At 57.6% G+C, this 22,066-nt stretch carries 21 protein-coding genes and 1 tRNA gene; 9 read left to right on the top strand and 13 right to left on the bottom strand.

Annotated features, from left to right (window positions below):
* Positions 1–9 precede the first annotated feature (9 nt).
* Positions 10–1,446, top strand: coding sequence for an NAD(P)/FAD-dependent oxidoreductase (locus tag VGK48_26900; protein HEY2384820.1), 1,437 nt, complete (start codon positions 10–12; stop codon positions 1,444–1,446).
* On the opposite strand, the gene VGK48_26895 is transcribed toward VGK48_26900, so the two are convergent.
* A complete protein-coding gene (locus VGK48_26895) occupies positions 1,443–2,306 on the bottom strand; it encodes a VWA domain-containing protein (protein HEY2384819.1) in 864 nt (287 codons plus the stop codon). The genes VGK48_26900 and VGK48_26895 overlap by 4 nt on opposite strands.
* A gap of 83 nt (positions 2,307–2,389) precedes the next feature.
* Complete coding sequence (locus VGK48_26890) at positions 2,390–2,668, bottom strand: GlsB/YeaQ/YmgE family stress response membrane protein (GenBank protein HEY2384818.1); 279 nt, start codon at positions 2,666–2,668, stop codon at positions 2,390–2,392.
* A 407-nt stretch (positions 2,669–3,075) separates the two neighbouring features.
* Here VGK48_26890 and VGK48_26885 point away from each other — a divergent pair, with 407 nt between their 5' ends.
* From VGK48_26885 to VGK48_26865, 5 genes are all read left to right on the top strand, one after another.
* Positions 3,076–3,498 (top strand): hypothetical protein, encoded by a 423-nt coding sequence (locus VGK48_26885; protein HEY2384817.1) that lies wholly within the window; start codon positions 3,076–3,078, stop codon positions 3,496–3,498.
* A gap of 30 nt (positions 3,499–3,528) precedes the next feature.
* Positions 3,529–4,203: a response regulator transcription factor gene (locus tag VGK48_26880; GenBank protein ID HEY2384816.1), complete on the top strand. Its 675-nt coding sequence runs from the start codon at positions 3,529–3,531 to the stop codon at positions 4,201–4,203.
* Positions 4,200–5,597: an ATP-binding protein gene (locus VGK48_26875; protein HEY2384815.1), complete on the top strand. Its 1,398-nt coding sequence runs from the start codon at positions 4,200–4,202 to the stop codon at positions 5,595–5,597. The genes VGK48_26880 and VGK48_26875 overlap by 4 nt, the downstream gene beginning before the upstream one ends.
* A gap of 73 nt (positions 5,598–5,670) precedes the next feature.
* Complete coding sequence (locus tag VGK48_26870) at positions 5,671–6,075, top strand: hypothetical protein (GenBank protein HEY2384814.1); 405 nt, start codon at positions 5,671–5,673, stop codon at positions 6,073–6,075.
* Positions 6,076–6,165: 90 nt separating this feature from the next.
* Positions 6,166–6,741 (top strand): type 1 glutamine amidotransferase domain-containing protein, encoded by a 576-nt coding sequence (locus tag VGK48_26865; GenBank protein ID HEY2384813.1) that lies wholly within the window; start codon positions 6,166–6,168, stop codon positions 6,739–6,741.
* Here the strand turns inward: VGK48_26865 and VGK48_26860 are convergent, their stop codons facing one another.
* From VGK48_26860 to VGK48_26825, 8 genes are all read right to left on the bottom strand, one after another.
* A complete protein-coding gene (locus tag VGK48_26860) occupies positions 6,742–7,242 on the bottom strand; it encodes a hypothetical protein (GenBank protein HEY2384812.1) in 501 nt (166 codons plus the stop codon). It abuts the gene before it with no gap.
* 94 nt (positions 7,243–7,336) lie between these two features.
* Positions 7,337–7,885: a hypothetical protein gene (locus VGK48_26855; GenBank protein ID HEY2384811.1), complete on the bottom strand. Its 549-nt coding sequence runs from the start codon at positions 7,883–7,885 to the stop codon at positions 7,337–7,339.
* 31 nt (positions 7,886–7,916) lie between these two features.
* Positions 7,917–10,181 (bottom strand): APC family permease, encoded by a 2,265-nt coding sequence (locus VGK48_26850; GenBank protein HEY2384810.1) that lies wholly within the window; start codon positions 10,179–10,181, stop codon positions 7,917–7,919.
* A gap of 53 nt (positions 10,182–10,234) precedes the next feature.
* A complete protein-coding gene (locus VGK48_26845) occupies positions 10,235–10,936 on the bottom strand; it encodes a response regulator transcription factor (GenBank protein ID HEY2384809.1) in 702 nt (233 codons plus the stop codon).
* A complete protein-coding gene (locus tag VGK48_26840; protein HEY2384808.1) occupies positions 10,933–12,384 on the bottom strand; it encodes an ATP-binding protein in 1,452 nt (483 codons plus the stop codon). The genes VGK48_26845 and VGK48_26840 overlap by 4 nt, the downstream gene beginning before the upstream one ends.
* Positions 12,385–12,402: 18 nt before the next feature.
* Complete coding sequence (locus VGK48_26835) at positions 12,403–13,947, bottom strand: NAD(P)/FAD-dependent oxidoreductase (GenBank protein ID HEY2384807.1); 1,545 nt, start codon at positions 13,945–13,947, stop codon at positions 12,403–12,405.
* A complete protein-coding gene (locus VGK48_26830; GenBank protein ID HEY2384806.1) occupies positions 13,947–15,539 on the bottom strand; it encodes an NAD(P)/FAD-dependent oxidoreductase in 1,593 nt (530 codons plus the stop codon). The genes VGK48_26835 and VGK48_26830 overlap by 1 nt, the downstream gene beginning before the upstream one ends.
* Before the next feature lie 133 nt (positions 15,540–15,672).
* Positions 15,673–15,745 (bottom strand) — tRNA-Gly (locus VGK48_26825).
* A 160-nt stretch (positions 15,746–15,905) separates the two neighbouring features.
* Between VGK48_26825 and VGK48_26820 the strand changes: the two genes are divergently transcribed.
* The gene (locus tag VGK48_26820; protein HEY2384805.1) at positions 15,906–17,093 is read left to right on the top strand and encodes an ATP-binding protein; all 1,188 of its coding nucleotides are present in this window, start codon (positions 15,906–15,908) and stop codon (positions 17,091–17,093) included.
* Between the two features lie 8 nt (positions 17,094–17,101).
* Here VGK48_26820 and VGK48_26815 read toward each other — a convergent pair whose 3' ends face one another.
* Positions 17,102–18,223 carry an aminotransferase class I/II-fold pyridoxal phosphate-dependent enzyme gene (locus VGK48_26815; protein HEY2384804.1) on the bottom strand — a complete coding sequence of 374 codons (1,122 nt, stop codon included), beginning with the start codon at positions 18,221–18,223 and terminating at the stop codon, positions 17,102–17,104.
* A 26-nt stretch (positions 18,224–18,249) separates the two neighbouring features.
* Here VGK48_26815 and VGK48_26810 point away from each other — a divergent pair, with 26 nt between their 5' ends.
* Positions 18,250–19,452, top strand: coding sequence for an aminomethyltransferase family protein (locus VGK48_26810; GenBank protein HEY2384803.1), 1,203 nt, complete (start codon positions 18,250–18,252; stop codon positions 19,450–19,452).
* Positions 19,453–19,539: 87 nt separating this feature from the next.
* Here the strand turns inward: VGK48_26810 and VGK48_26805 are convergent, their stop codons facing one another.
* Both VGK48_26805 and VGK48_26800 read right to left on the bottom strand, forming a co-directional pair.
* Positions 19,540–20,169, bottom strand: a complete 630-nt coding sequence (locus VGK48_26805; protein ID HEY2384802.1) for a fibronectin type III domain-containing protein — start codon at positions 20,167–20,169, stop codon at positions 19,540–19,542.
* Between the two features lie 206 nt (positions 20,170–20,375).
* Complete coding sequence (locus VGK48_26800) at positions 20,376–20,579, bottom strand: hypothetical protein (GenBank protein HEY2384801.1); 204 nt, start codon at positions 20,577–20,579, stop codon at positions 20,376–20,378.
* Between the two features lie 446 nt (positions 20,580–21,025).
* Between VGK48_26800 and VGK48_26795 the strand changes: the two genes are divergently transcribed.
* Positions 21,026–21,706, top strand: coding sequence for a GyrI-like domain-containing protein (locus VGK48_26795; protein HEY2384800.1), 681 nt, complete (start codon positions 21,026–21,028; stop codon positions 21,704–21,706).
* Positions 21,707–22,066: the final 360 nt, after the last annotated feature.

Raw genomic sequence — 22,066 nt, 5'->3', positions numbered from 1 at the left:
AATGAAGCGGTGGAATTTGAAGCAGTGGTCGTTGGATCTGGTCCGAACGGTCTTGCGGCGGCGATCGAGGTTGCCCGCGCAGGTCATTCCGTATGCGTCCTCGAAGCGCGGGACACCATAGGCGGCGGAGCGCGCTCGGCTGAATTCACGCTCAACGGCTTCATTCATGATGTTTGCTCCGCCATTTATCCGATGGCGTTTGCATCGCCTTTCTTCAACAGTCTTCCCCTTGCCAAATACGGTCTGGAGTGGATTCATCCCGCAGCGGCGCTGGCGCACACGTTCGACGACGGGACCGCGGCGGTTTTAGAAAAATCCGTCGAGCGCACAGCCGCCGCGCTTGGCGGCGACGCCCGCGCGTATACCAGATGCTTTGCGCCGCTTGCCGAACATTCGGACGAGTTGATGCCTGAACTTCTTTCGCCGCTCATCCGCATCCCTCGCCATCCATTTCTGATGGCGTCCTTCGGAATTCAGGGCATTCAGGCCGCCTCCGGTTTTGCCCGGCGACAATTCCGCGGCGTGAGGGCGCAGGCGCTGTTTGGCGGGATCGCCGCCCATTCGAACATGCCGCTCGACGCTGCGCTTACGGCAACCTTCGGTCTGATCCTCGGAATGCTTGGCCACGCCGGGGGATGGCCGATCGTGAAGGGTGGAGCCCAGAGACTCTCCGAAGCGCTGGGGGCTCATCTTCAATCCCTGGGAGGCCGGATATTCACAGGCCGGCGAGTGAAGTCGTTTCACGATTTACCACCGGCGAAGGCTGTATTTTTCGATCTGGCGCCTCGAGAGATTCTTGCGATCACCGGAAACCGGTTTTCCCCATCTTATCGGAAACAGCTTGAAAGCTTCCGGCACGGCCCGGGTGTCTTCAAGGTCGACTGGGCGCTGAGCGGCCACGTTCCATGGAAGGCGCCAGAATGCCTGCGCGCCGGAACCGTACATATCGGCGGGACGCTCGAAGAAATCAGCATCTCTGAGAAAGCAGCGGCCGAAGGCCGCATCGCGGAGCGTCCTTTTGTACTGTTTGCGCAACAAACGTTGTTTGATCCGTCGCGGGCGCCGGCAGGCCAGCATACGGCATGGGGCTATTGTCACGTCCCGAACGGATCGACGGCAGACATGACCGGCCGCATCGAAGCGCAAATCGAACGGTTCGCTCCCGGATTCCGCGACTGCATCATTGGCCGGCACACCATATCGGCCACCGACTATGAGGCGTACAATCCGAACCTGATTGGCGGCGATATCAGCGGCGGTTTGATGAATATCCGGCAGGTCCTTGCCCGTCCGACACTGCGGCGGTTCCCGTATCGGACTCCGGTTCCCGGCTTATTCATCTGCTCGTCGTCCACTCCTCCCGGGGGCGCCGTGCATGGGATGTGCGGCTACCATGCAGCTCGTGCCGCTCTATCCGGGATTCTGGGCAGATCAGCGCAATCCTAATCGTTGACGGAAGCGTTGTTGGAGATGTTCGGCGCGTAGTACCCTTCGCGCGTCCGGGCGTTAAGTTTGCCCATTCCGGCCGGCGGCGTGACTTTGACGCGAACCTTGCGGAATCTCCCATCCTTGCTCGTGTTGGTCGGTTCGTAGCCAATGACGTACTGGCTCTTCAGGTCCAATGCGATCTTTTCGCAGGTCTCTTCCAGGTCGCTCGGTGATACGCGGTAGGAGTGCCCGCCCGTCATGTCGGCAAGTTCGCCGACGAGGGCGCGGCCCAGGTCGATGACGTAAATCTGAGCGTCGGATTCCCGGACGAATTCACGAATGTCCCCGCGGCTGTAACGGCTGTGGTTGTCTTCGCCGTCGGTGATGAGCAGCAAGGCCTTTCTCGGATTCTGTCCCCGCTTCAGCTGCGCAAGCCCGAGATATACAGCATCGTACAGCGCTGTATTTCCCTGGGCGGGTTCGAGCGAGAGTTTGTCGCGGAGGCGGGCAATGTCGCTGGTAAAGCCCTGCGCCAGCTTCGCGCGGCTCGAGAACTCCACCAGAAAGTACTCGTCGTCGGGAGTTCCCGATTCGAGAAACTTCACCGCAGCTTCCTTGGCGAAGGGCAGCTTCTTTTCCATGCTGCGGCTCAGGTCAAACACGAGCCCGAGACTGACGGGAGTGGCTTCGCTGGAGATGTAACGGATCTTCTGCTCGACTTTATCCTCGAACAATTGAAAGTTTTCGGCCTTCAAATTGGTCACGGCCCGGTTATCGGAATCCCTGACGGCAACGTTGACCATAACCAGGTCGACGTCGATTTTAAACGGTTTTTGCACAGCATAGGCCAGACCTGCGCCCAGCAACACCAGTGCCACGATGAAAGTTTTTCGGGGGAACGTCACGGCTCGACACACTATCACTGCCCGAAATTGTATTCAAGGGGTTCATCGGTTGCATGCTACGCAGCGCGGTGAATGCTGCCACCGCCCGGTCTGCGTCCGGCGATAACGCGGTAAATCGCGAGGATAATTAAGGCGCCAATGACCGAAGCGATAAAGCCGGCAGGTTCACCCGTCTGATACCAACCGGCCGCATACCCGATCGAACCGCCAACGATCGAACCGCCAATGCCAAGCAGAATCGTGACGATAATTCCGCCGGGATCGTGTCCCGGCATGATCAGCTTCGCGAGCGAGCCGACAATCAGACCAACCACAATCATCCACAGAAAATGCATTCGGCACCTCCGTGCAACTTTAGTGTAGGGATTGATGAATTGGGTGCAGGTGTCCTGCCAAAAGGTGACGCAAAAGGAGGGGGAGGGGCGTCTTGCCCCTCGTTTTACCAGATGCGTTGCATGGTGGAAACGAAGCAGGTCGCCAAAAACACAATAGTGATCACGACTCCGATAACTAAAGTCTTCATAAAAGCCTCCCTCATTCGAGCCAAGCGCTCTTCCGCATCTTCTATGCCAAAAAAGAGCCTAATAAAACCGGCTAGTTCCGGGAAATCGGGCCGGACCAGACAACGTCGTTGACGGGTAAATCCAGCAACTTGATTGGTTTTGAAAGTGACGAGCGGGTTTAGGGGTTGGGAAAATACACCTTTTTCTTTCAGGGCGGTCCTACTAAATAGGAGGTGCGTATGTTGGTATCCAGGGAACTCAACGCCGGATATTGGGCCTTGAGGATCGCATTCGGGCTCGGCCCCTTGCTGGCGGGTCTCGACAAATTCACGAACATTCTTGTGAACTGGGAAAAATACCTCAGCCCGGCCGCACAACGAATGCTCCCGATTACGCCGCTCAGCTTCATGCACATTGCCGGCGTGGTGGAAATCATTGTAGGTCTCGCCATCTTATTCGGGGCCACGAGAATATTCGGCTATATCGCGATGATCTGGCTGTGGGCCATTGCAATCAATCTCATCAGCACCGGAACGTTCTATGACATTGCGGTGCGCGACATCATGCTGGGCATTGGGGCGTACGCTCTTGCACGCGTGACCGAAGCGAGACAGTCGGTAGTCTTCGTGGAGCACGACGAAGAATATCGACGCGCCGCGTAGGATAAACGATTGCGTCCTATAATGGACGCGATGCGAATCCTGGTCGTCGAAGACGAAAAGAAGGTTGCCAGCTTTATACAGAAGGGGCTTCAGCAGGAAGGCTATGCTGCAGACGCCGTCTACGACGGCGTCGAAGCGGTCAGGAACGCCACAGCCTTCGATTACGATCTCATCATTCTCGACCTCATGCTTCCCAGGCAACCGGGTCTTGAAGTTCTTCGGGAAATCCGCACGAAAAAGCCGAAGCTGCCTGTGCTGGTCCTGACAGCCAAAGGCGCGGTTGAAGACAAGGTCGCCGGCCTGGATGCCGGTGCGGACGACTACCTCATCAAACCGTTCGCCTTTGTAGAGTTGTCGGCCCGCATTCGCGCGCTCTTGAGGCGTGGGAATCAGGAGAATCCACGCCTCCGTGTCGCCGATCTCGAGATGGATACCGCCACCAGGCAGGTGCGGCGCGCGGGCCAGCCGATCGACCTCAAACTCAAAGAGTACGCGCTGCTGGAGTTTCTGCTGCGCAATGTGCATCGTCCGGTAACGCGCACAATGATCGTGGAGCACGTCTGGGATATCCACTTCGACAGCGTCAGCAATGTCGTCGATGTGCACATCAATTCGCTGCGCAACAAGATCGATAAAGGGTTCCAGCCGCCGCTCATCCACACGGTGCGGGGCGTCGGATACATGCTCAGCGACGGGACGGCATGAGGCCGCTTGCGCTGCGAACGAAACTAACGCTTTTCTATTCAATCACCGTCAGCGTCCTGCTGACTGGTTTTGCGTTTATCTACTACAACGTTCTCAACGTGGGACTCAATCGTGATCTCACGACGGAGGTCGTCGATCGCGCGGAGGGTCTGCACAGTTATCTGCTGTTCGAGGAGGGCAAGCCGGTCTTTACTTTTGATCCGGATGACCCCGATGAGGTCACCTTTGTCCGCACCGCCACGCGTTATTACCAGGTCTACGACACAAAAACCGGAGTTTTGCTCGACCAGTCGGATGAATTTCGCGCAACTGCAGTGGTTTTTTCCGCATCGGACGTCGCTCAGTATGCGAAAAACAAAACCAGCTTTCTCGATGTTCAGACGGATGAGGGCAAGCTGCGCCTGAGAAACGAAGTCGTGCAGGTGAACGGCAATTCGTACCTCCTGGTCGTCGGAGCCTCCATGCAGACGGTCGAAGACACCGTCAGTTCCTTTATCAAGGCGCTGGCCTGGCTGATTCCAACGGGAGTTTTGCTGGCGGCAATCGCGTCCTGGTTCATGGCGCGAAAGGCGCTTGAGCCGGTTGCCGCGTTAGGTAGAGCGGCGGGGGAGATCGGCGTTTCGCAGCTTCATCAACGGCTGCCGGTTCGCGGGACCGGCGACGAATTGGATTACCTTGCCATTCAATTCAATGGGACATTTGCCCGCCTCGAAAAGGCGGTCGAGGAGATGAAGCAGTTCACCGCCAGCATCTCTCATGAATTCAGGACGCCGCTTGCCGTGCTGCGAGGTGAAGCCGAAATCGCGCTGATGGAATCCAGCACGGCGGGCCAATACCGGCGGGTTCTCGCAAGCCAGCTCGAAGAGTTCGAGAAACTGACGAGAATGATCAACCAGCTGCTCACACTCGCGAGGGCGGAGTCGGGTGAAGTGGCGATTGTTCATGAGCCTGTCGATCTGTCGACGATGACGCAATCGCTCGCCGAGCAGCTCGAACCGGTGGCCGCGTCGAAGAATGTCAACCTGTCATGGAATTGCGACCCCGGCGTGATCATTTCGGGCGATGCCGGCTGGATCGAAAGGATCGTCCTGAACCTTATCGACAATGCGATCAAATTTACGGCATCCGGCGGCCACGTCGCCGTCAGCGTCTCGCAAAATGAAAAGCACCGCACGCTGGAGGTAAAGGACGACGGCGCCGGTATCCCGGCCGACTCGGTTCCCCGGATCTTCGAGCGCTTTTATCGCGCGGACCCGTCGCGCGCCAACCGGGCCGACGGCGTCGGCCTGGGTCTCAGCCTCGTGAAATGGGCTGTCGATCAGCATCAGGGTGCGATCGATGTTGAAACAAATCCCGGCAGGGGCAGCACATTTCGCGTCACCTTTCCTGCTTGATTAACTCGATTTAATCCCACCTTAATCACGCTTTAATACACGTTCGCTTAAATGAAAAAGGTGAGGAGTCTGAATGCAGTTATGGCTTCATAGATTTCCTTTGCTGATCGCTTTGACGGCCACACTCTGCGTCGCGGTGTCTGCGGCGCAGAACGGCGGCAAGGCGAGTTCTACCCCTCCCGCCTCTCACCAGGCGAAAACTCCCCAACCTGCAACACATTTCACCCAGGGTACGATCACTTCGATCCAATCGAACCAGCTTGTGATTTACAGGTCAGTTCGCGGCCAGGCTGCGCAAACAAAGTTCGCACTCGATACTCACACGGAGCGGACCGGTACTCTGGTTGCAGGCACTCGCGTTTCCGTACAATATCGCGAAGTCAACAACCACAATATCGCCGCTGCCGTTCGGGAATTGCCGGCGGACTCGGCAGCCAAGTCCGGCAAAACCACAGTGAAGCCGAAATCGAAGAGTTAGGGTCCCCCTTCCTATTTCCCCAAAGGACGCCGTTTTGGCGTCCTTTTTTTTGCGGCGGACGTCAAAGATAAGAGAACCGGAGGAAATCTCATGGCCAAGAAAGATCTGTCTGGAAAGAGAGTTGCCATTCTGGTTGATGAGGGATTTGAACAAGTTGAACTCATCAAACCCCGCAAAGCACTGGACCGCGCCGGAGCTCAGACTCAGGTTGTTTCGCCACAGGAGACGGAGGTTCGGGGCTGGAATATGAAACGCTGGGGCAAAACCGTTGCGGTCGACGTTCCATTGGAATCCGCCGATGCCGCAGGCTTTGATGCGCTGTTGCTGCCCGGCGGCGTCATGAATCCCGATAAACTCCGCATGAATCCAAAGGCCGTCGAGTTTGTAAAACATTTTGTCGATACGGGCAAACCCATAGCGGCGATTTGCCACGGCCCGTGGACGCTGATTGACGCGGGAGGCATTCAGGGCAGGACCGTCACTTCCTGGCCCTCGCTTCAAACGGATATTCGAAACGCAGGCGGAACCTGGGTGGATCAGGAAGTCATGACCGATCAAGGTCTCGTCACCAGCCGCAAGCCCGACGATATCCCGGCGTTCAACAAAAAGATGATCGAGGAATTCGCTGAAGGCGAACACGCCAAAGGCGAACGGCCCGCGGCCTGATCAACCGAGCCGCGGTGGATAATCCTCCATCGGACGGGGCTGCAGCTTCGCGCCGGTGATCGTCCGGGCGCAGGTATTCCATCGCAACAGGGCCTCATCGTTGCCGGGCGGCCGCAGCCGCTCGGCTTTTTCATACAGGCGCATTGCCTCGCTGAACAGGTCGTACGCGGAAAAATTCGCGCCAGGCACTTCGCTGCGCATGTAAAGCCGCGCCTGCCGTTCGAGCAGAATGCCCTGGTAGTAAGCCTGTTGATACGGATCGTCCAGCTTCGGAAGCAGCGACCAGGCGCGATCCAGCTTGTCCGTGATGTTTTCTCCGAATTGCTCGGAGAGCGCGAGAAGCAGCAGGACGAGCGCCTGTTGATTCTCCGGATCCACACCCAGGATATCCAAACATATGCTTTCCGCCTGCACGGGCTCATTCAGCAGCCGGTAACGCTCTGCTCTCTCGAGCGCAGGCGGGATCGCTTCCGGGGACAGTCGCTTGAGCTGGAATTCCATAGAGGTCAATTGTACGCGGGAAAGCGAAGAATTCAGATACCACCTTCTGGTGCGCAGCCGCGGAGCGGCTGAGTCACACCGCGCCTACAGCAACCTAACGCTCTGTGACGACCTTATGTGCAAGATCGGTCTGTGCGGCTGGTTCTTCGACCGGCTTCCATCTGAAGAAATCGCGGACAGGCCGGGTCGATGATGGAACCGAAACATCGGTACGGATGAGATGGGACGACGCAAAGCGATAACGTGCCCGGTACGAAAAGAAATAGAACAGGACAGGCCGCTTCAGCCCGACCTCGCCGTTGACCAGAACATCGAATGTCAGGTGCATCAGCGCTCCAACCCAGTACCCGACAAGCAGTGGCCACGGATGCACCAGGATTAGTCCGAGGAGGAGCGCCATAAACTCGGCCGAGTGCAGTGGTAAAACGAGTTTTCCGGGGCTGAGTGAAAAGTAATAGCGGAGGAAACTGGAAGGACTGGGCCGACGCCACTGTTTCTCGAAGAACAGGTAGTCCAGATAGTGGTCGACATCGATCAGAAAGCCGCCCGCCAGACAGCCTGCAGCCACTTCAACGGAACCCGTTGTGGCATAAGCAACGCCACCCAAAGCCACAGCGGTCGCGAGGTGTCCTCCGGGCATCATGTTCGCTAGTGTTGCACGACAGGTACCACCTTCAGGACGGCAGTTCGCCGACTTCCTTCACTTCCTTCGGCCGGTGTTCCAACTCTTCGCGGACGTCCGTAATGACCTCGGTTCGTTCCTTCGAACGGAGTTCTTTCTCCATCCGCCGCAGCGCCACACCCACAACGTCGCGGTGGTGCAATTTACTGCCGAAGTCGTCGCTCAATTCGAGCCACAAATCATGGACGAGACCGACGTCCTCCGGCCAGAGCCTGGGCGGATGGGGACCAAGGTTAACGAAGATGGACGGGCGGTCCGGCGAGATGATTTCGAGGGAAAACGGATGCCGCGGCTCCGCCAATCGTTCCCATGCCGCGCCGATCCGGCGGGCCAGCTCCTCCGAATCCATGCGCGCCGATACGCCGCTCACCAGCCTGGAAGCCTGCAGCGTCGCCGCCGTCCGCACCATCGCATCGAATGGGTTGAGGCCCGGAACTGTCAACAATTCAACAGGCTTGCCTTCCTTTTCGGCCAGCGACACCACGCGCGAAAACAATTCCCTTTCGTATTCCGTAAAGAGCTGTTCTTCGCTGAGCAGGTATTCTCCGGTACCTGCATTGGAGACGCCGCGAATGGTCATCACGACGATGTCGTGCTTCCGGATATTGGTCTTCTGCAGGACCGATTGCAGGTGCTGCATGCGGTTGTAATCGCGAACCGCGACGAGTACGCATCCCGGCCGGACATGAATGGAATCGGAGGAAATCTCCGGGCGCATATCGAGATTGAACTGCTCGAAATGGTCCGACTTCTTCCTCTTCCGGTGGCTGCGCTTTTCGGAAATCGTGAAGATGATGAACAGAACCGCAGTAAACGACACACCCGAGATGGTCGCGATCCGTTTGGAAAACAGGTTCGCGACGGCGACGAAGAACAGCACCAGCGTTGTCGCCATCAGTCCAAACGGGATCTCCCTGCCCCCGATAACGATATTCCCGGGCGTTTTGTATTCCTGATCGTGCCGTTGGAAGCGCAGCACCATAACGCTGAGCGCCTTCAGGAAGAAACTCCAGACGATACCGAAGGCGTATGCTTCGCCCAACAGATAGGTCTGCCCGCGGCTCAAAACCACGGTAATCAACTGAAGGATCGTGATCAGGTTGATGATGCGGTACGTGGTACCGAAACGGCGGTGCGGTTTCTGGAACCACGGATCGAGAACTCCGTCTTCGGCAACGCGGTTCATCACTCCATTGGCCCCGATGATCGAGGTGTTCACAGCGCCGGACAGAATGAGCACGCCGACAACGACGACGAAGATATGAAAGCCCAGGCGCAGCAACTCCGGGCCGACCAGATGGTTCGTCAAGCCGCCGAGAAGATTCTCGACGTAGTTCTTACGCACGGCATCCGGAATGATCATCGACGCCAGCAGGATGATTCCGCCCGTCGAGATTGCCGCGTAGATGCAGACGATATTACCCGTGATTTTCAGGCTCTTCAGCTTCGGGTACTCGATTTCGCGATAAACTTGAGCCAGCGTTTCGAATCCGCTCATCGACAACACGGAGTGGCCGAACGCAATGATGACGGCAACGACCGGAATTGTAGGCCACCAGGTGTTTTTGAACCAGCCCAGTCCTTCTTCACTGAAATGCAGGTTCTTCGGAAGAGGCGACGGCGGGTATTGCGCCGGGCCGCGCAGCAGCAGAGTGAGCGTACACCAGATCAGGAAGATCACGACCATCACGGTCGTCAGCTGCATGATGTGGAGCGCTTTCGTGCTCGACTCATGCAATCCCTTGATGTTGTACCACCAGAAATAAACCGTCACGATAAGGGCGAAAACAATCGCGAACTGTCCCGGTGAAATGCGAAACGCCAGATGCAGGAGTTCGCTGATTTCGTTCACCAGCCGGGCCAGATACTGTCCGGCGCTGACGCTGCTGATCGGACCGGTCAGGACGTAGTCGAACAGGAGGGCGGAAACCGACATGCGCGCGACGAACGGTCCCATGGCGTCGCGCACCACGACGTAAACGCCGCCGCGGACAAACATGCTGCTGCTTTCCATGTAGATGGAACGGACAGCAAAGGCAAACAGCATGACGGCGATGATGAACCACGGCGCGGCCGGGCCGATGGCCTGCTCGACAATACCGCCGACGTAATAAACGCTCGAGCCTAAATCGTTGAGAACGATTGCCGCCGCTCTCCAGAAGGAGATAAACGTCAGCATCACCGTACTGGCTACGACAACTTTCGTGGCGGCAGCGCGATTGTCATCACTGAAATAAGGAGGTTTTGGCGTGTTCATGCAGAAATGAGGAACAGTATTGGAAAAGATGCGATCAAGGCATAAATGTTACATCATGATTTAGTTATTTTTGCAGGGATCTGCAGGCGATAACCCACCCACGGCTCGGTCAGCAGGTATTTCGGGTTGGAGGGATTCTTCTCGACCTTCTTGCGAAGCTGATTCATGAAAACGCGCAGGTATTCGACTTCGTCGCCGTAATCCGGTCCCCAAACGGACTGCAACAATTTTGTATGCGTGATTGGAACGTTGGGATGGGCGACCATGTATTGCAGTAAATCGAATTCCTTTGGCGTCAGGCGCGTCTCACGGGTGCCGACATTGACGCGGCGGGTCGTGAAATTGATTTCAACATCATCGAATTTCACGAGGTTGATCTCCGCCATCTGTGGCGATCGGCGCAAGGCCGCGCGGATCCGCGCCAGCAGTTCCGGAGAACCGAAAGGCTTGGTCATGTAGTCGTCCGCCCCAGCGTCGAGGGCCTCGACTTTATCGGCTTCCGCATCGCGAACCGTCAACATGACAATGGGAATCTCGGACATTGCCCGCATCGCGCGGCAGGTCTCCAGTCCGCTCATTCCAGGCATATTGACGTCGAGAATCACCAGGTCGACCTTCTCCTCGCGCAGCATCTCGAGCGCTTCCTCTCCGTTGCGGGCATCCACGGCTTCGTAGCCTTGAGCGACAAACGCGGTTCGCAAAACCCGGCGGATCTGCGGATCATCATCGACTACCATTATTTTTGCGGAACTCATACGGCCTTTCCTTCCGGCGCAGCCAACGGAATCGATAAAACGAACTCTGTTCCGCGCTGGTTACTATTACTCAAATAGACATCGCCACCGTGCGCCAGAAGAATATCGCGCGCGACGGACAGTCCCATCCCCGTACCGGCGACCTGCCTCCGCACATTCTGTCCTCTGTAAAACTTGTCAAAGATGCGGGCCTGCTCGGCTTCCGATAGCGGCTCGCCTTCATTGTGCACATAGATCGACAGATTCTCACCCGCTAATTTCGCCTCGACGTCGATGGCGGACTTTCTGGGTGAATATTTGAGGGCATTGTCCACAAGCTGCCTCAGGGCAAGCTCTATCAGATCGGAATCGATCCGGACCTGAGGCAGGCCCCGTTCAATTGAAACGTTGACCTTGCGGCCGTCTCTTTGAAGTTCGGTTTCCACCAGCACCTTGTCGATCAGCAAATCGACCAAATGCCACTCGCGGTTCAAATCGATTTTACCGGCTTCGATGCGCGCGACGTGGGTCGCTTCCGTGACCAGCCGGCTCAAGCGTTCGGCTTCCTGATCGACAATCGTCAATAGCTCCAGTTGTTGGTCGGTATCCGGTATCTCGGCCCCCAGCAGAGCGGTCGTCGCGGCGCGTATTGAAGTCAAGGGAGTCTTGAACTCGTGGGCAAGCCCGTCGAGAAGCGTTGACTTGAACTGCTCACTCTGGCGGGTGGCCTGGGCTCGCATGGCTATATCGCGGCTACGGGCATGCTCCAGCGTAATCGCCAGCAGGTTGACCAGAGCGCTGAGCGCGGTCTGCGAAAGCTCGCTGCCGTGTATTGCGACGCTTCCATTGCTCTGCCCCGCCAAGGTGATGGGAGCAAAGAGCGTTTCAGTCGCTTCGTCCTTGGATTGAGTTCCGCTGAGGGCCGTTTCTCTCAACCGCGATTCCAGGCCGGCGATCTGAACATCCCCTCCGCCATAGGCGGCATCCGCAACGCGGTCATAGACGGCGACCGACGGAATCTCGCAAATAGTGGCGAGCCCCCTCGCGAGTTGGGCGCCGACCGGTTCGCTGCCGTCCATCAGCATGATCGAACGGCTCAGCGAATACAGTTTCTCCATTTCCAATTGTCCTGCTTTCGCCTCAATGGTGCGGCGGCGCGCCCGGTCTGAAAGCTCGCCGGCGATCAACGAGCTGACGAGGAATGCGACAAGCGCCACCCAGTCTTCCGGAGCGGCGATCGCGAATCCGAAGGGCGGCAGGAAAAAGTAACTGAGGCACAAAGTCGCGAAAATCGACGCCAGCACCGATTCCACGATGCCCCACTTGGCGGCAATGACAAGGATCGTGATCAGATACGCGAAGCCTACAGTTGTGGCGTTAATCGAAACGACCACCTGGAGTATCAGGGTGACTGCGCACACTGCGAGGAACGCCATCAATATGCTGCCAATGCGTCCGGATGTTCGCACGCTTCCCTGCTCCTCCTTTTACCCCAGGTCTTTCAGAATCTCGCGGCTGGCGTTCAGCCCCGGCGCGCCCGTAATTCCGCCTCCCGGATGGGTTCCTGAACCGCACAAATATAGCCCTTTTACCGGCGTCTGGTATTTTGACCAACCCAGGAGGGGGCGAAACGTAAAAAGTTGGTCAAAGGCCTGTTCGCCGTGAAAAATATGCCCGCCGGTCATCCCGAATCTCCGCTCGATATCCAGCGGCGTGAGAATCCGCCGCTGAACGATAAGGCTGCCGATTTCCGGAGCATACGCCGACAACGTTTTCACCACAGCGTCCCCGAGTTCCTCGCGCCGGGAATACCAACTGCCGCTTTTCAAATGATAGGGCGCATATTGGACAAAGATCGACATGACGTGTGCCCCTTTCGGGGCCAGGGATGAATCCATCATCGATGGAATCGTGATGCGCAGGAACGGATTCGCGGAAAACTCACCGTACTTTGCCGCGTCGAACGCCCGTTCCAGATAATCCGTGTCCGGACCGATCTGGATCTGCGTGGCGAGATGTGCGCACGACGGCAATCCCGAGAGCGCCAGATTTACTTTCGCAACCGTTCCCCGTGCCCGGTAGGCCTTCACCTTCATCACGAACTGCGGGTCGAGTTCAGCCGGGCCGATGAGCTTTAAGAAAGTATGGCGGGGGTCGGCGTTCGATATGACGGCTCCAGCCGGGATCTCTTCACCATTTTCGAGGACAACGCCTGTTGCCCGGCGGTCTTCGATCCGGATGCCTGCCACGCCGGACGCTGTGCGAATCTGCGCACCGGCCGCAACGGCGGCTTTGGTCAGGACCCCGGTCAGCACACCGATGCCGCCCTTCACCGGCAATGATGTTCCCAATGCCGCCTGCATCAACAGGCCGACGACCGTTCCGGCGGAGCGCGGACCTGCGGACATGCCGAAGAGCCCCGGCGCCGCGATTGCGGCGCGAAGCAACTCGCTTTCGAACCACTCGGAAACCAGATCGGCGACGGGCATCGGGCCCCACCTGAACAGGCTGTAAGCATCTTTCTTATCCAGGTGTTTGAAGCGCAAGCCGAGTTTGCCGAGGTTCGTGAAGTCGTGGAAATCCAGCCGATCGATATCGGGAGGCGTGATGCTGAGCAACGGCGCAATCACGCGGCCTAAACTCTGCAACGTCGAATGGAATTGCGGAAACTTTCGCGCATCTTGCGCTGAAAAGCTCTGGAGATCCGTTGCTGTGCGATTCGGATCCGTGTAGATCCGCAACACCTTGCCATCCGGATGAAGCGCCGCCACTTGAACGTCAGGCGTGAAGAATAAATGTTCCTTCTGCAGCTGCAGATCTTTCTCAATCTGCGGCAGCAGTGGCCCCGGCAAATCGAACAGCGCCGGACAACGGAATCCGGGATGAATCTCGTCGGTGACGGCAGAACCGCCCGCAATTTCCGCCCGTTCCAGCACCAGCGGCGCATAGCCGGCCTTCGCCAGATAAAAAGCGGCCACCAATCCATTGTGTCCTGCCCCGATGATCACCACCCGCTCACGGTCCCGCGGCATCAGCGCTTCCACTCCTTGAGGATTACCCGGGCCGCATTCAATCCAGGGGCGCCCATGATGCCGCCTCCCGGATGAGTTGCCGATCCGCACATATAAAGGTTGCGGATGGGCGTGCGGTATTGCGCCCAGCCGGGCACCGGACGGAGAAAAAACAGCTGTTCGAGCGAGAGTTCGCCCTGGAAGATGTTGCCCTCGGTCAGTCCGAAGCGTCTTTCGATGTCGAGCGGCGTCAGGACCTGGCGATGCAAAATGATGTCCGGCAGGTTTGGAGCATACTCGGCAATTGTATTGATGACGGTGTCTCCGAATTCCTCGCGCTTTTCATCCCAGCTTCCCTCCTTCAGATGATATGGCGCGTACTGCACGAAACACGACATCACGTGCTTGCCTGGAGGCGCCACGGAGGGGTCGGTAAGGCTCGGAATCACGATATCCATGTACGGCCGCCGTGAAAACCGGCCGTATTTCGCGTCATCGTAGGCGCGCTCCATATACTCGACTGAGGGTGAAATCGAAATGGCGCCCCGCAGATGTGCGCCGGAACCCGGCAGGCACTTGAAATCCGGCAGTGCATCCAGCGCAAGGTTGACTTTTCCGGATGACCCGCGAAATCTGTAGCGATTCACGTCTTCGACAAAATCGCCGGGCAGATTTTCGGCGCCCACGAATTTCATGAAGGTCAGGCGCGGATCGACGCTCGAAGAAACCACCTTCGCCCGGATTTCGTCACCATTCTCCAGCACAATGCCCTGGGCCTGGCCGTTCTGCACGAGGACTTTCGCGATTGCCGACTCCGTTCGGATTTCGGCCCCGGCCTCGCGGGCGGCGGCGGCAATCGCATTGGAGATGGCGCCCGTGCCGCCGCGCACGAGCCCCCATGAACGGAAAGCTCCGTCGATTTCGCCCATGTAGTGATGCAGAAGAACATATGCGGTGCCGGGAGACCGGACGCCCAGGAACGTTCCAATGATGCCCGACGCCGACATGGTTGCCTTCAGCACGTCGGTTTCAAACCACTGATCCAGAAAATCGGCGGCGCTCATGGTCATCAACTGGACCTGGTTGTATTTGTCCTGGGCGGGCAGTTTCCGGAAGCGCTGCGCAAGGGATAGCAGATCTTTCAATCCCCGTAATGCGAGCGAAGTTGGATCCGGCGGGGTCATCGCGAGAATCGGTTTCACGAAACGGCCCATCTCGATCATCGCCTTTCCGTACTCGTCGTAGGCTTCGGCATCCAGCCTGGAGTGCCGGGCGATTTCCAGACGGGTTTTGGCATGATCGTTGACGCGCCACAGATAATTGCCGTCCGGCATCGGCGTAAATGTGCCGTCCAGCGGCAGTATCTCCATACCGTGCCGCGGCAAGTCCAGATTGCGGATGATCTCGGGGCGTAAGAGCGAGACGACATATGAAGCCACGGAGAATTTGAATCCCGGAAAAATCTCTTCCGTAACCGCGGCGCCGCCAAGGACATCACGGCGTTCCAGAACGACGACGCGCTTTCCGGCGCGTGCCAGGTAAGCAGCGTGGACCAGACCGTTATGTCCTCCGCCGATGACGGCGGCGTCATATGTGGAAGTGCCTGAAGCCATGAGTTCAGGCCCATTATAGGTGACGACTGGCAGGAATGGAGGCCTCGGGACTTGAACCCGCACCTTCCGTTTCACATCAGAATAAAATCCCGACATGAGGCGGCGCTCTGCCGTTGAGCTATGCCCCCAACAAAGCGGAAGCCAGGACTTGAACCTAGACCTCTTATCAGGTAGATAAGCGCTCTGGCGATTTGAGCTACTCCCGCAATAACAGCGAACAGTATTGCATGAATCGGTCCTCCAGCAAGCCGGCTGAAAACAAACGCTTTGCCTTGGCCGGGGTGGCAGATCCGTTCCACCCCCAAAGATCGTGCATGACTTGAGAAATGGACCTGGCTCGCCACAGCCGTGATGTAGCATAAAATTATGGCTACAGAGCCGCTGTTTGTTTTGCTGGTCGATGATGATGAAGACGGCTATCGGCGAATCCAGCGCCTGCTACTCGAGATTCCCTACACATCTTTTGTCCTCGATCGGGCTTCGACATTTGATGACGCCGCCGGAAAACTACGGGAAGGCCAGCCCGATGCCGTACTGATCCGTTACGAAATCGCTGCACGTACCGGATTCCAACGGCTTTCACAATTTGCGTTTACGAAAGCGCCAGTCATCCTTCTGATGCCCGAAGACGACGCGAACGCCCAAGCCCAAGCCCTGCAACTCGGCGCAACGGACTATCTTGTCAAAGGACACCTGGATGCGTCCTTACTCGACCGCTCCATTCGCTATTCCATCGCACAGAAGCGTCTGGAGGAGCAACTCCGGGAGGCGCGGGAGCAACTCGAAGACCGGGTTCGGGAACGCACGTCGGAATTGACGCGCGTCAACGAACAACTGCAGAAAGCCGACCAGTTGAAGGATCAATTCCTCGCCATCATGTCTCACGAACTGCGCACCCCCCTCACGCCGATTCTCGGCTGGAGCCGGATGCTCAAGACCGGCGCCGTCGGCGGCGACCAGCTTGAGCGCGGCCTGGATGTCATCGAGCGCAATGCGCAACTCGAAGCCAAGCTGGTGGAAGACATTCTGGATGCCTCTCGCATCGTCACCGGGAAACTGAAATTCGATTTTCAGTGGGTCAACCTCGACGAAATCCTGCAGCACCAGGTTCAGGCATGGCAACCCGTGGGACAGACGAGAGGCATTACGCTGGTCACCGACCTGAAACGGGTTCCCTTTGTCTGGGGAAACGCGCAACGGCTGCAACAGGTCTTTTCGAATCTTCTTTCCAACGCGTTCAAGTTCACTCCACAGGGTGGACAAATCACGATATCGGCAAAGTCTATCGAGGGCACCGTGCTTGTGAAAGTGGCGGATACCGGAGCGGGCATAAAGCCGGACTTCCTGCCCCACGTTTTCGAACGTTTCCGCCAGGCGGACAGTTCGACAACCCGGAAACACGGCGGACTTGGCCTCGGGCTGGCGATCGTGCGTTACCTGGTGGAGATGCATGGCGGCCTCATCAGTGCCGAAAGCCGGGGTGAGGGCCAGGGATCGTCGTTTACCGTGAGTTTGCCGGAGTCTGCGGGCTGTCCTCGCCAGGAAGCGGTATAAAGCGCCGATTAGCGCACGATCTGCCGGAAAGCGGCATAAAACTGCTGCATTTCATCATCGGTTCCGAGCGAAACACGTAGAAATTTCGTCATTGGAGGGAATTCCCTTCCAACAAGAATCTTCTTTTTCCAGAACTCATCGATTATGGGACTGACCTCCGTCCGGATATCGACCATGACGAAATTCGCCTGAGACGGGATGAAATCGAATCCGGCGCTCTTCATCTCCGCATAGAAAGCGGAACGCTGAACTCCATTCGCCTTGACGGTCTTGTCGATCTGTTGCGTATCGTCCAGGGCCGTTTCCGCGGCGGCTACCGATGGCACGCTCAGGTTGAAATCCAGCCCATATGGCCGCAGATCGTCCATCAGGGATCCCTTCGCCAGCCCGTACCCGATACGCATTCCGGCCAGACCATACGCCTTCGAGAATGTCCTTGCGACCACAACCCTGCGGCCTTCCTTCACGTACCGGATTACGCTTTCATAGTCGGGGCCCGCGAAATGACTGTACGCTTCGTCGACCAGGACGGTGACGGACTCGGGTACGCGATTCATGAATCGCTGCATCTCGTCTTTCGTCACAATGGTTCCGGTCGGATTATTGGGATTGCAGATGAAAACCAGGCCGGTATCGCGCCGGATCGCAGCCGCCATTTTGTCCAGGTCGTGCCGGTGATCTCCCGTCAGCGGGACTTTCGTGACGTTGGAACGGCTGTTCACAGCGTACTGATAGACCGCTTCATAAGTGGCGTCGGCAACCACCAGATGGGGCTTCGATCGGAGGAACAGGTCATCGCACACTTTCAGGATTTCCGTCGAACCGGCGCCGATCAAAACATTGCCTTCCGTCAGACCGTGAAATCTTCCAATCTGCGTCTTGAGGTTGTCGTAAGACAGATCGAAGGGGTACCGGCCGCCAAGCGAAATGGAATCACGGATCGCGCTCCAGGTCTTCTCCGATGGGCCGTACGGGCTTTCGTTGAAGCCGAGATGCACGTAACCGTCGTTCGTGGAAATCGAAAACAGCGGCCGCATGGACAGCGCCGCGGCTGCCGTGGCGGTCGAGCCAATCGCCCCGGCAAACTGACGGCCGAACTGGCGGCGGGTGGTTCCCCTGTTGGGTTTCATTACAAACGTAATATACAGTTATCGCCATGCCCATCGGAACGGCATTTCATTCCAGGACTTTCGCGTTGTGCGAAAGCCTGAACTACCGCGAATGGTCCGGCTACTACACCGTCAGCGCCTTCGAAGCCCATCATGAACACGAATACAATGCGATCCGGAATGCCGCCGCGCTGATCGATATTTCACCGCTGTTCAAATACCGGATCTCGGGACGGGATGCCACGAAGCTGGTGAACCGCATCGTGACGCGCGACATCAACACCGTTTCTCCCGGGCAGGTTATATACACGCCCTGGTGCGACGAATCCGGAAAGGTCATCGATGACGGCACCGTCTCCCGCCTGGCGGAAAATACCTATCGCTGGACTTCGGCGGATCCCAGCCTTCGTTGGTTCCATCAGAATGCCTATGGAATGGACCTCACGATCGAAGACATCTCGGAGAAAGTGGCCGCCCTCGCCCTGCAAGGCCCGACATCGGGAAGTCTTCTCCAAAGTGCCGCCGCTGGTGCCGACATCGGGAAGCTGAAGTACTTTCGCGTCACCCAGGGCTCCATCGACGGCGTTCCCGTGGACATCTCCCGAACCGGGTACACGGGGGACCTCGGCTATGAAATCTGGATGGACTGGGATAAAGGCGTCCAGGTCTGGGATGCGCTGATCCGCGCCGGCCGCGCCTTCGACATTCACCCTGTGGGGATGCTGGCGTTGGATGTCGCGCGGATCGAGGCCGGGCTTCTTCTCATCGATGTCGATTTCCAGAGCAGTAAGAAGGCCGTCATCGAGGAACAAAAGTATTCGCCTTTTGAGTTAGGGTTGGGCCGGCTCGTCAATCTCGACAAATCGAACTTTATAGGACGCGATGAACTGGTGCGTATCCGTAAAGACGGCCACACTCGTGAAATCGCCGGCCTTGCGATCGACTGGGATGGTCTCGAACGCGTCTACGATACGGCAGGTCTGCCCCCAACGATGCCCGCTATAGCCTCGCGCGTGGCCGTTCCGGTGTACAAACACGGAAATCAGATCGGAAAGGCCACATCGACGACCTGGTCGCCAACGCTTAAAAAGCTGATCACGCTCGCAACGCTGAAGCGGGAATTTACCAAGCCCGGAACCGTGCTGGATTTCGAAATCACCGTGGAAGCCGTGCGGCACCGCGTCCCGGCTACGGTGGTGAAGACGCCCTTTTTCAACCCGCCACGGAAAACAGCCCCTTTCATTGTTTAAGGAGATTGGATCATTGATCCAATGTTCTCAACAGGGGAACCGGATGGTTCCCCTGTTGCGGCTTACAGGGCGACGCGGGTGACGGATTCACTCCAGTCGGTATAACCGTTCGGAGTGACGGCGGGCTTGAAAAGCGTAGGTGGTGGCGGGAGTAAGACCGGTGATCGTGGTTGCCGATCTCACCCGGGCGATTGGCAAGGTCGTCCAGGACGCCGGAGTGCCGCCGCCCGGAGGCACCACACCCCATTGCACGAGGTAGCTGACCGCGCCCGCAATTTTCACGAGTTTGGTCTTCATGACGCCGTGTTCAGGCCCCGGAGTGAGCGAACGGAACGATTCGGAAACCGGCGGCTTCTGCGTCCTGGTCGACGGCGCCGCCTGGAAGCCGCTGGAGAGAAAGATGGTCATGTCGCCTTTGCAGTTCGCCTCGACATAGTGAGCGAGCTGCGTCAGGAGGTAGACGACGGTTCCGCTGGCCTTATCCCGCGCGGCAATGTCTTTTTTGCCGCCGTCTTTCGCGGCCAGAATCGTTGTCGACAACGTGTCGTTAGCCGATTTCAAAGTCGGCTGATCGACCGGCGGCGCCGGCGCCTGAGGCAGTGTGAAGTTCGGGTTAAGGAGTTCCGCACAGACTTTCATGGAGGCCGTGAGCAGGGCTTCCGCGGTCAGACGGCGGAAGTTGATCAAGGCCTTGATAATCAATACTGTCAGTGACATAGACACACTTCTTTCATGGTTATGGGCTGACGGTTTACACCGCTTGAGCCTGCGCGCGTCCTACGGTTTCGCGCGCGCCCGCCCGCGAGCGGCCGCGTGGAAGAACAGGGATCCAACTCAATGGACTCGAGAAGGGCGGCCGGACCTTCTCCCGTAAGAATTCGGTGTTGCGGCGATCTTCAGCGTCTTTGGGATCACCGCCGGGGTCAGGATGTTTCGTCCGCCAGGTCCTGCAGCTCCCGGCGAAACCGCTGAAGCACATGAGCGCGGGCGAATTCGGAGTCTTGCCTGGAGGCGCGCGTCAGGCGCCGCTTCGTCTGCTGGTTGATTTTTGCTGAGTGGTCGTTTATCTGCCGTGCGTCCATGATGGCTTCCTTGAAACGCACGGCGGCGCCCAATCGGAAGCGCAAGGGCCAATGCTGTGTTTTCAAATGGATGCGAACGCGGTGGCTGGGAATGCGGCGCCGGTTTTCAACATTAATGTAGAAACCGTTTCAACATTAAGGTTGAATTTTCAACATTAATGTTGAAAACGCGCTGTCACATCCTCGGCATCTTCCCGCCAACCCAGCACGCTGTAGCCGCGCCATAAACCAGATCGCCATGATCCTGGTAAAGCCACTCAAAATCCGCTGATAAGATGCCGGCCACCCTCACGTTATAGATACCCGGAAAGATATATTTTAGAAATCGAGTTCAGGTGGGCGAATCCGATCGTGCAAGCCTGCATTTCGGAATGCACGCGAACATCGTCGAATGTAAGAAAACATTCGCCAATGCAAGCCTGCATTCGTCAATGCAAGCCTGCATTCGCCAATGCAGCGATACATTGGGCAATGCACGCCTGCATTCCTGAATGCAGCCATACATCGTGGGAATGTGTACCTCAATGGCCACCCCAAAACCGGCCGTATGTGGCCACCAAAAATCCGGCCATATAAATCAAGGTCCCGAAGGGGGGCGATTGGACGGCTTGACGCCAGCCAGGAGTGACCATCGGGATAGGCCCTTGGACCACAGGGGGACAGCCTGTGCAATGCGTCACGCGATCAGGATTTCGGTTTATGATCGAGGAATGCCGGTCTCCGTCAACCTACAGACTGTTCACCCCCGCAAGTTGGCCGTGGTGCGCCGCGAGGTCGCGCCGGGCGCGGTTGGCTCGGCGTGGGGGCCTGCGGTGGGCAAGGTCTGGGATTTCATCCGCAGCCAGCCCGGGCTGTGGACGGACGGCCACAATATTTTCCTCTACCACCACGCGAAGCAGCCGGGTGCAGCAATACTCTGCGACTTCGGCGTCGAGGTCACGCGCACATTTGAAACTGCGGGAGAGGTGTACGCGACCGAAACGCCAGTGGGCGAAGCTGCGGTTGCCGTCTACCGCGGGCCGTACAACCGCATGACCGAGGCGTACGACGCCATCGGAAAATGGATGGCGGCGAACCGGAGGGAGTCCGCCGGGCACTCGTGGGAGATCTACGGAGATCCGACGCCGGATCCAGCCGACACTGAGACGACGGTTGTGCACCTCCTAAAGTAGCGTTCGCAGCTGACGGGAACCCGTTCTACGCGCCAATCGCCCACACCGACCAAGAAATCCAGCAAGGTTATGTCTGTCGTGAGGACTTTGCCATGATTGGCAACTTCGGCGGTTATCCTGCGTGGAAGGGTTTCACGATATCTCGGATCGTTCCCACAATGATCAATTTCCGGTAACGCGGTAATTTGTCCACTTTGAAAAATCTCAACTTCCCAGAAGCGACTTGAACGAAGCCGCTGCTGCGGCGGACGCTGCTGCGTTAGCTTACCCAACCAGATAATCCCACAATAAAGTTCGGGGTCAAAGGAGACACCTTATGACCCGATTACGAAAACGGATGCTGGAAGAACTTCAGCGTCG

It is taken from the genome of Terriglobia bacterium (assembly GCA_036496425.1).
GTDB lineage: Bacteria > Acidobacteriota > Terriglobia > 20CM-2-55-15 > 20CM-2-55-15 > 20CM-2-55-15.
The sequence above is the reverse complement of the archived record's forward strand: the minus strand, read 5'-3'. Positions and strand labels throughout refer to the sequence as shown.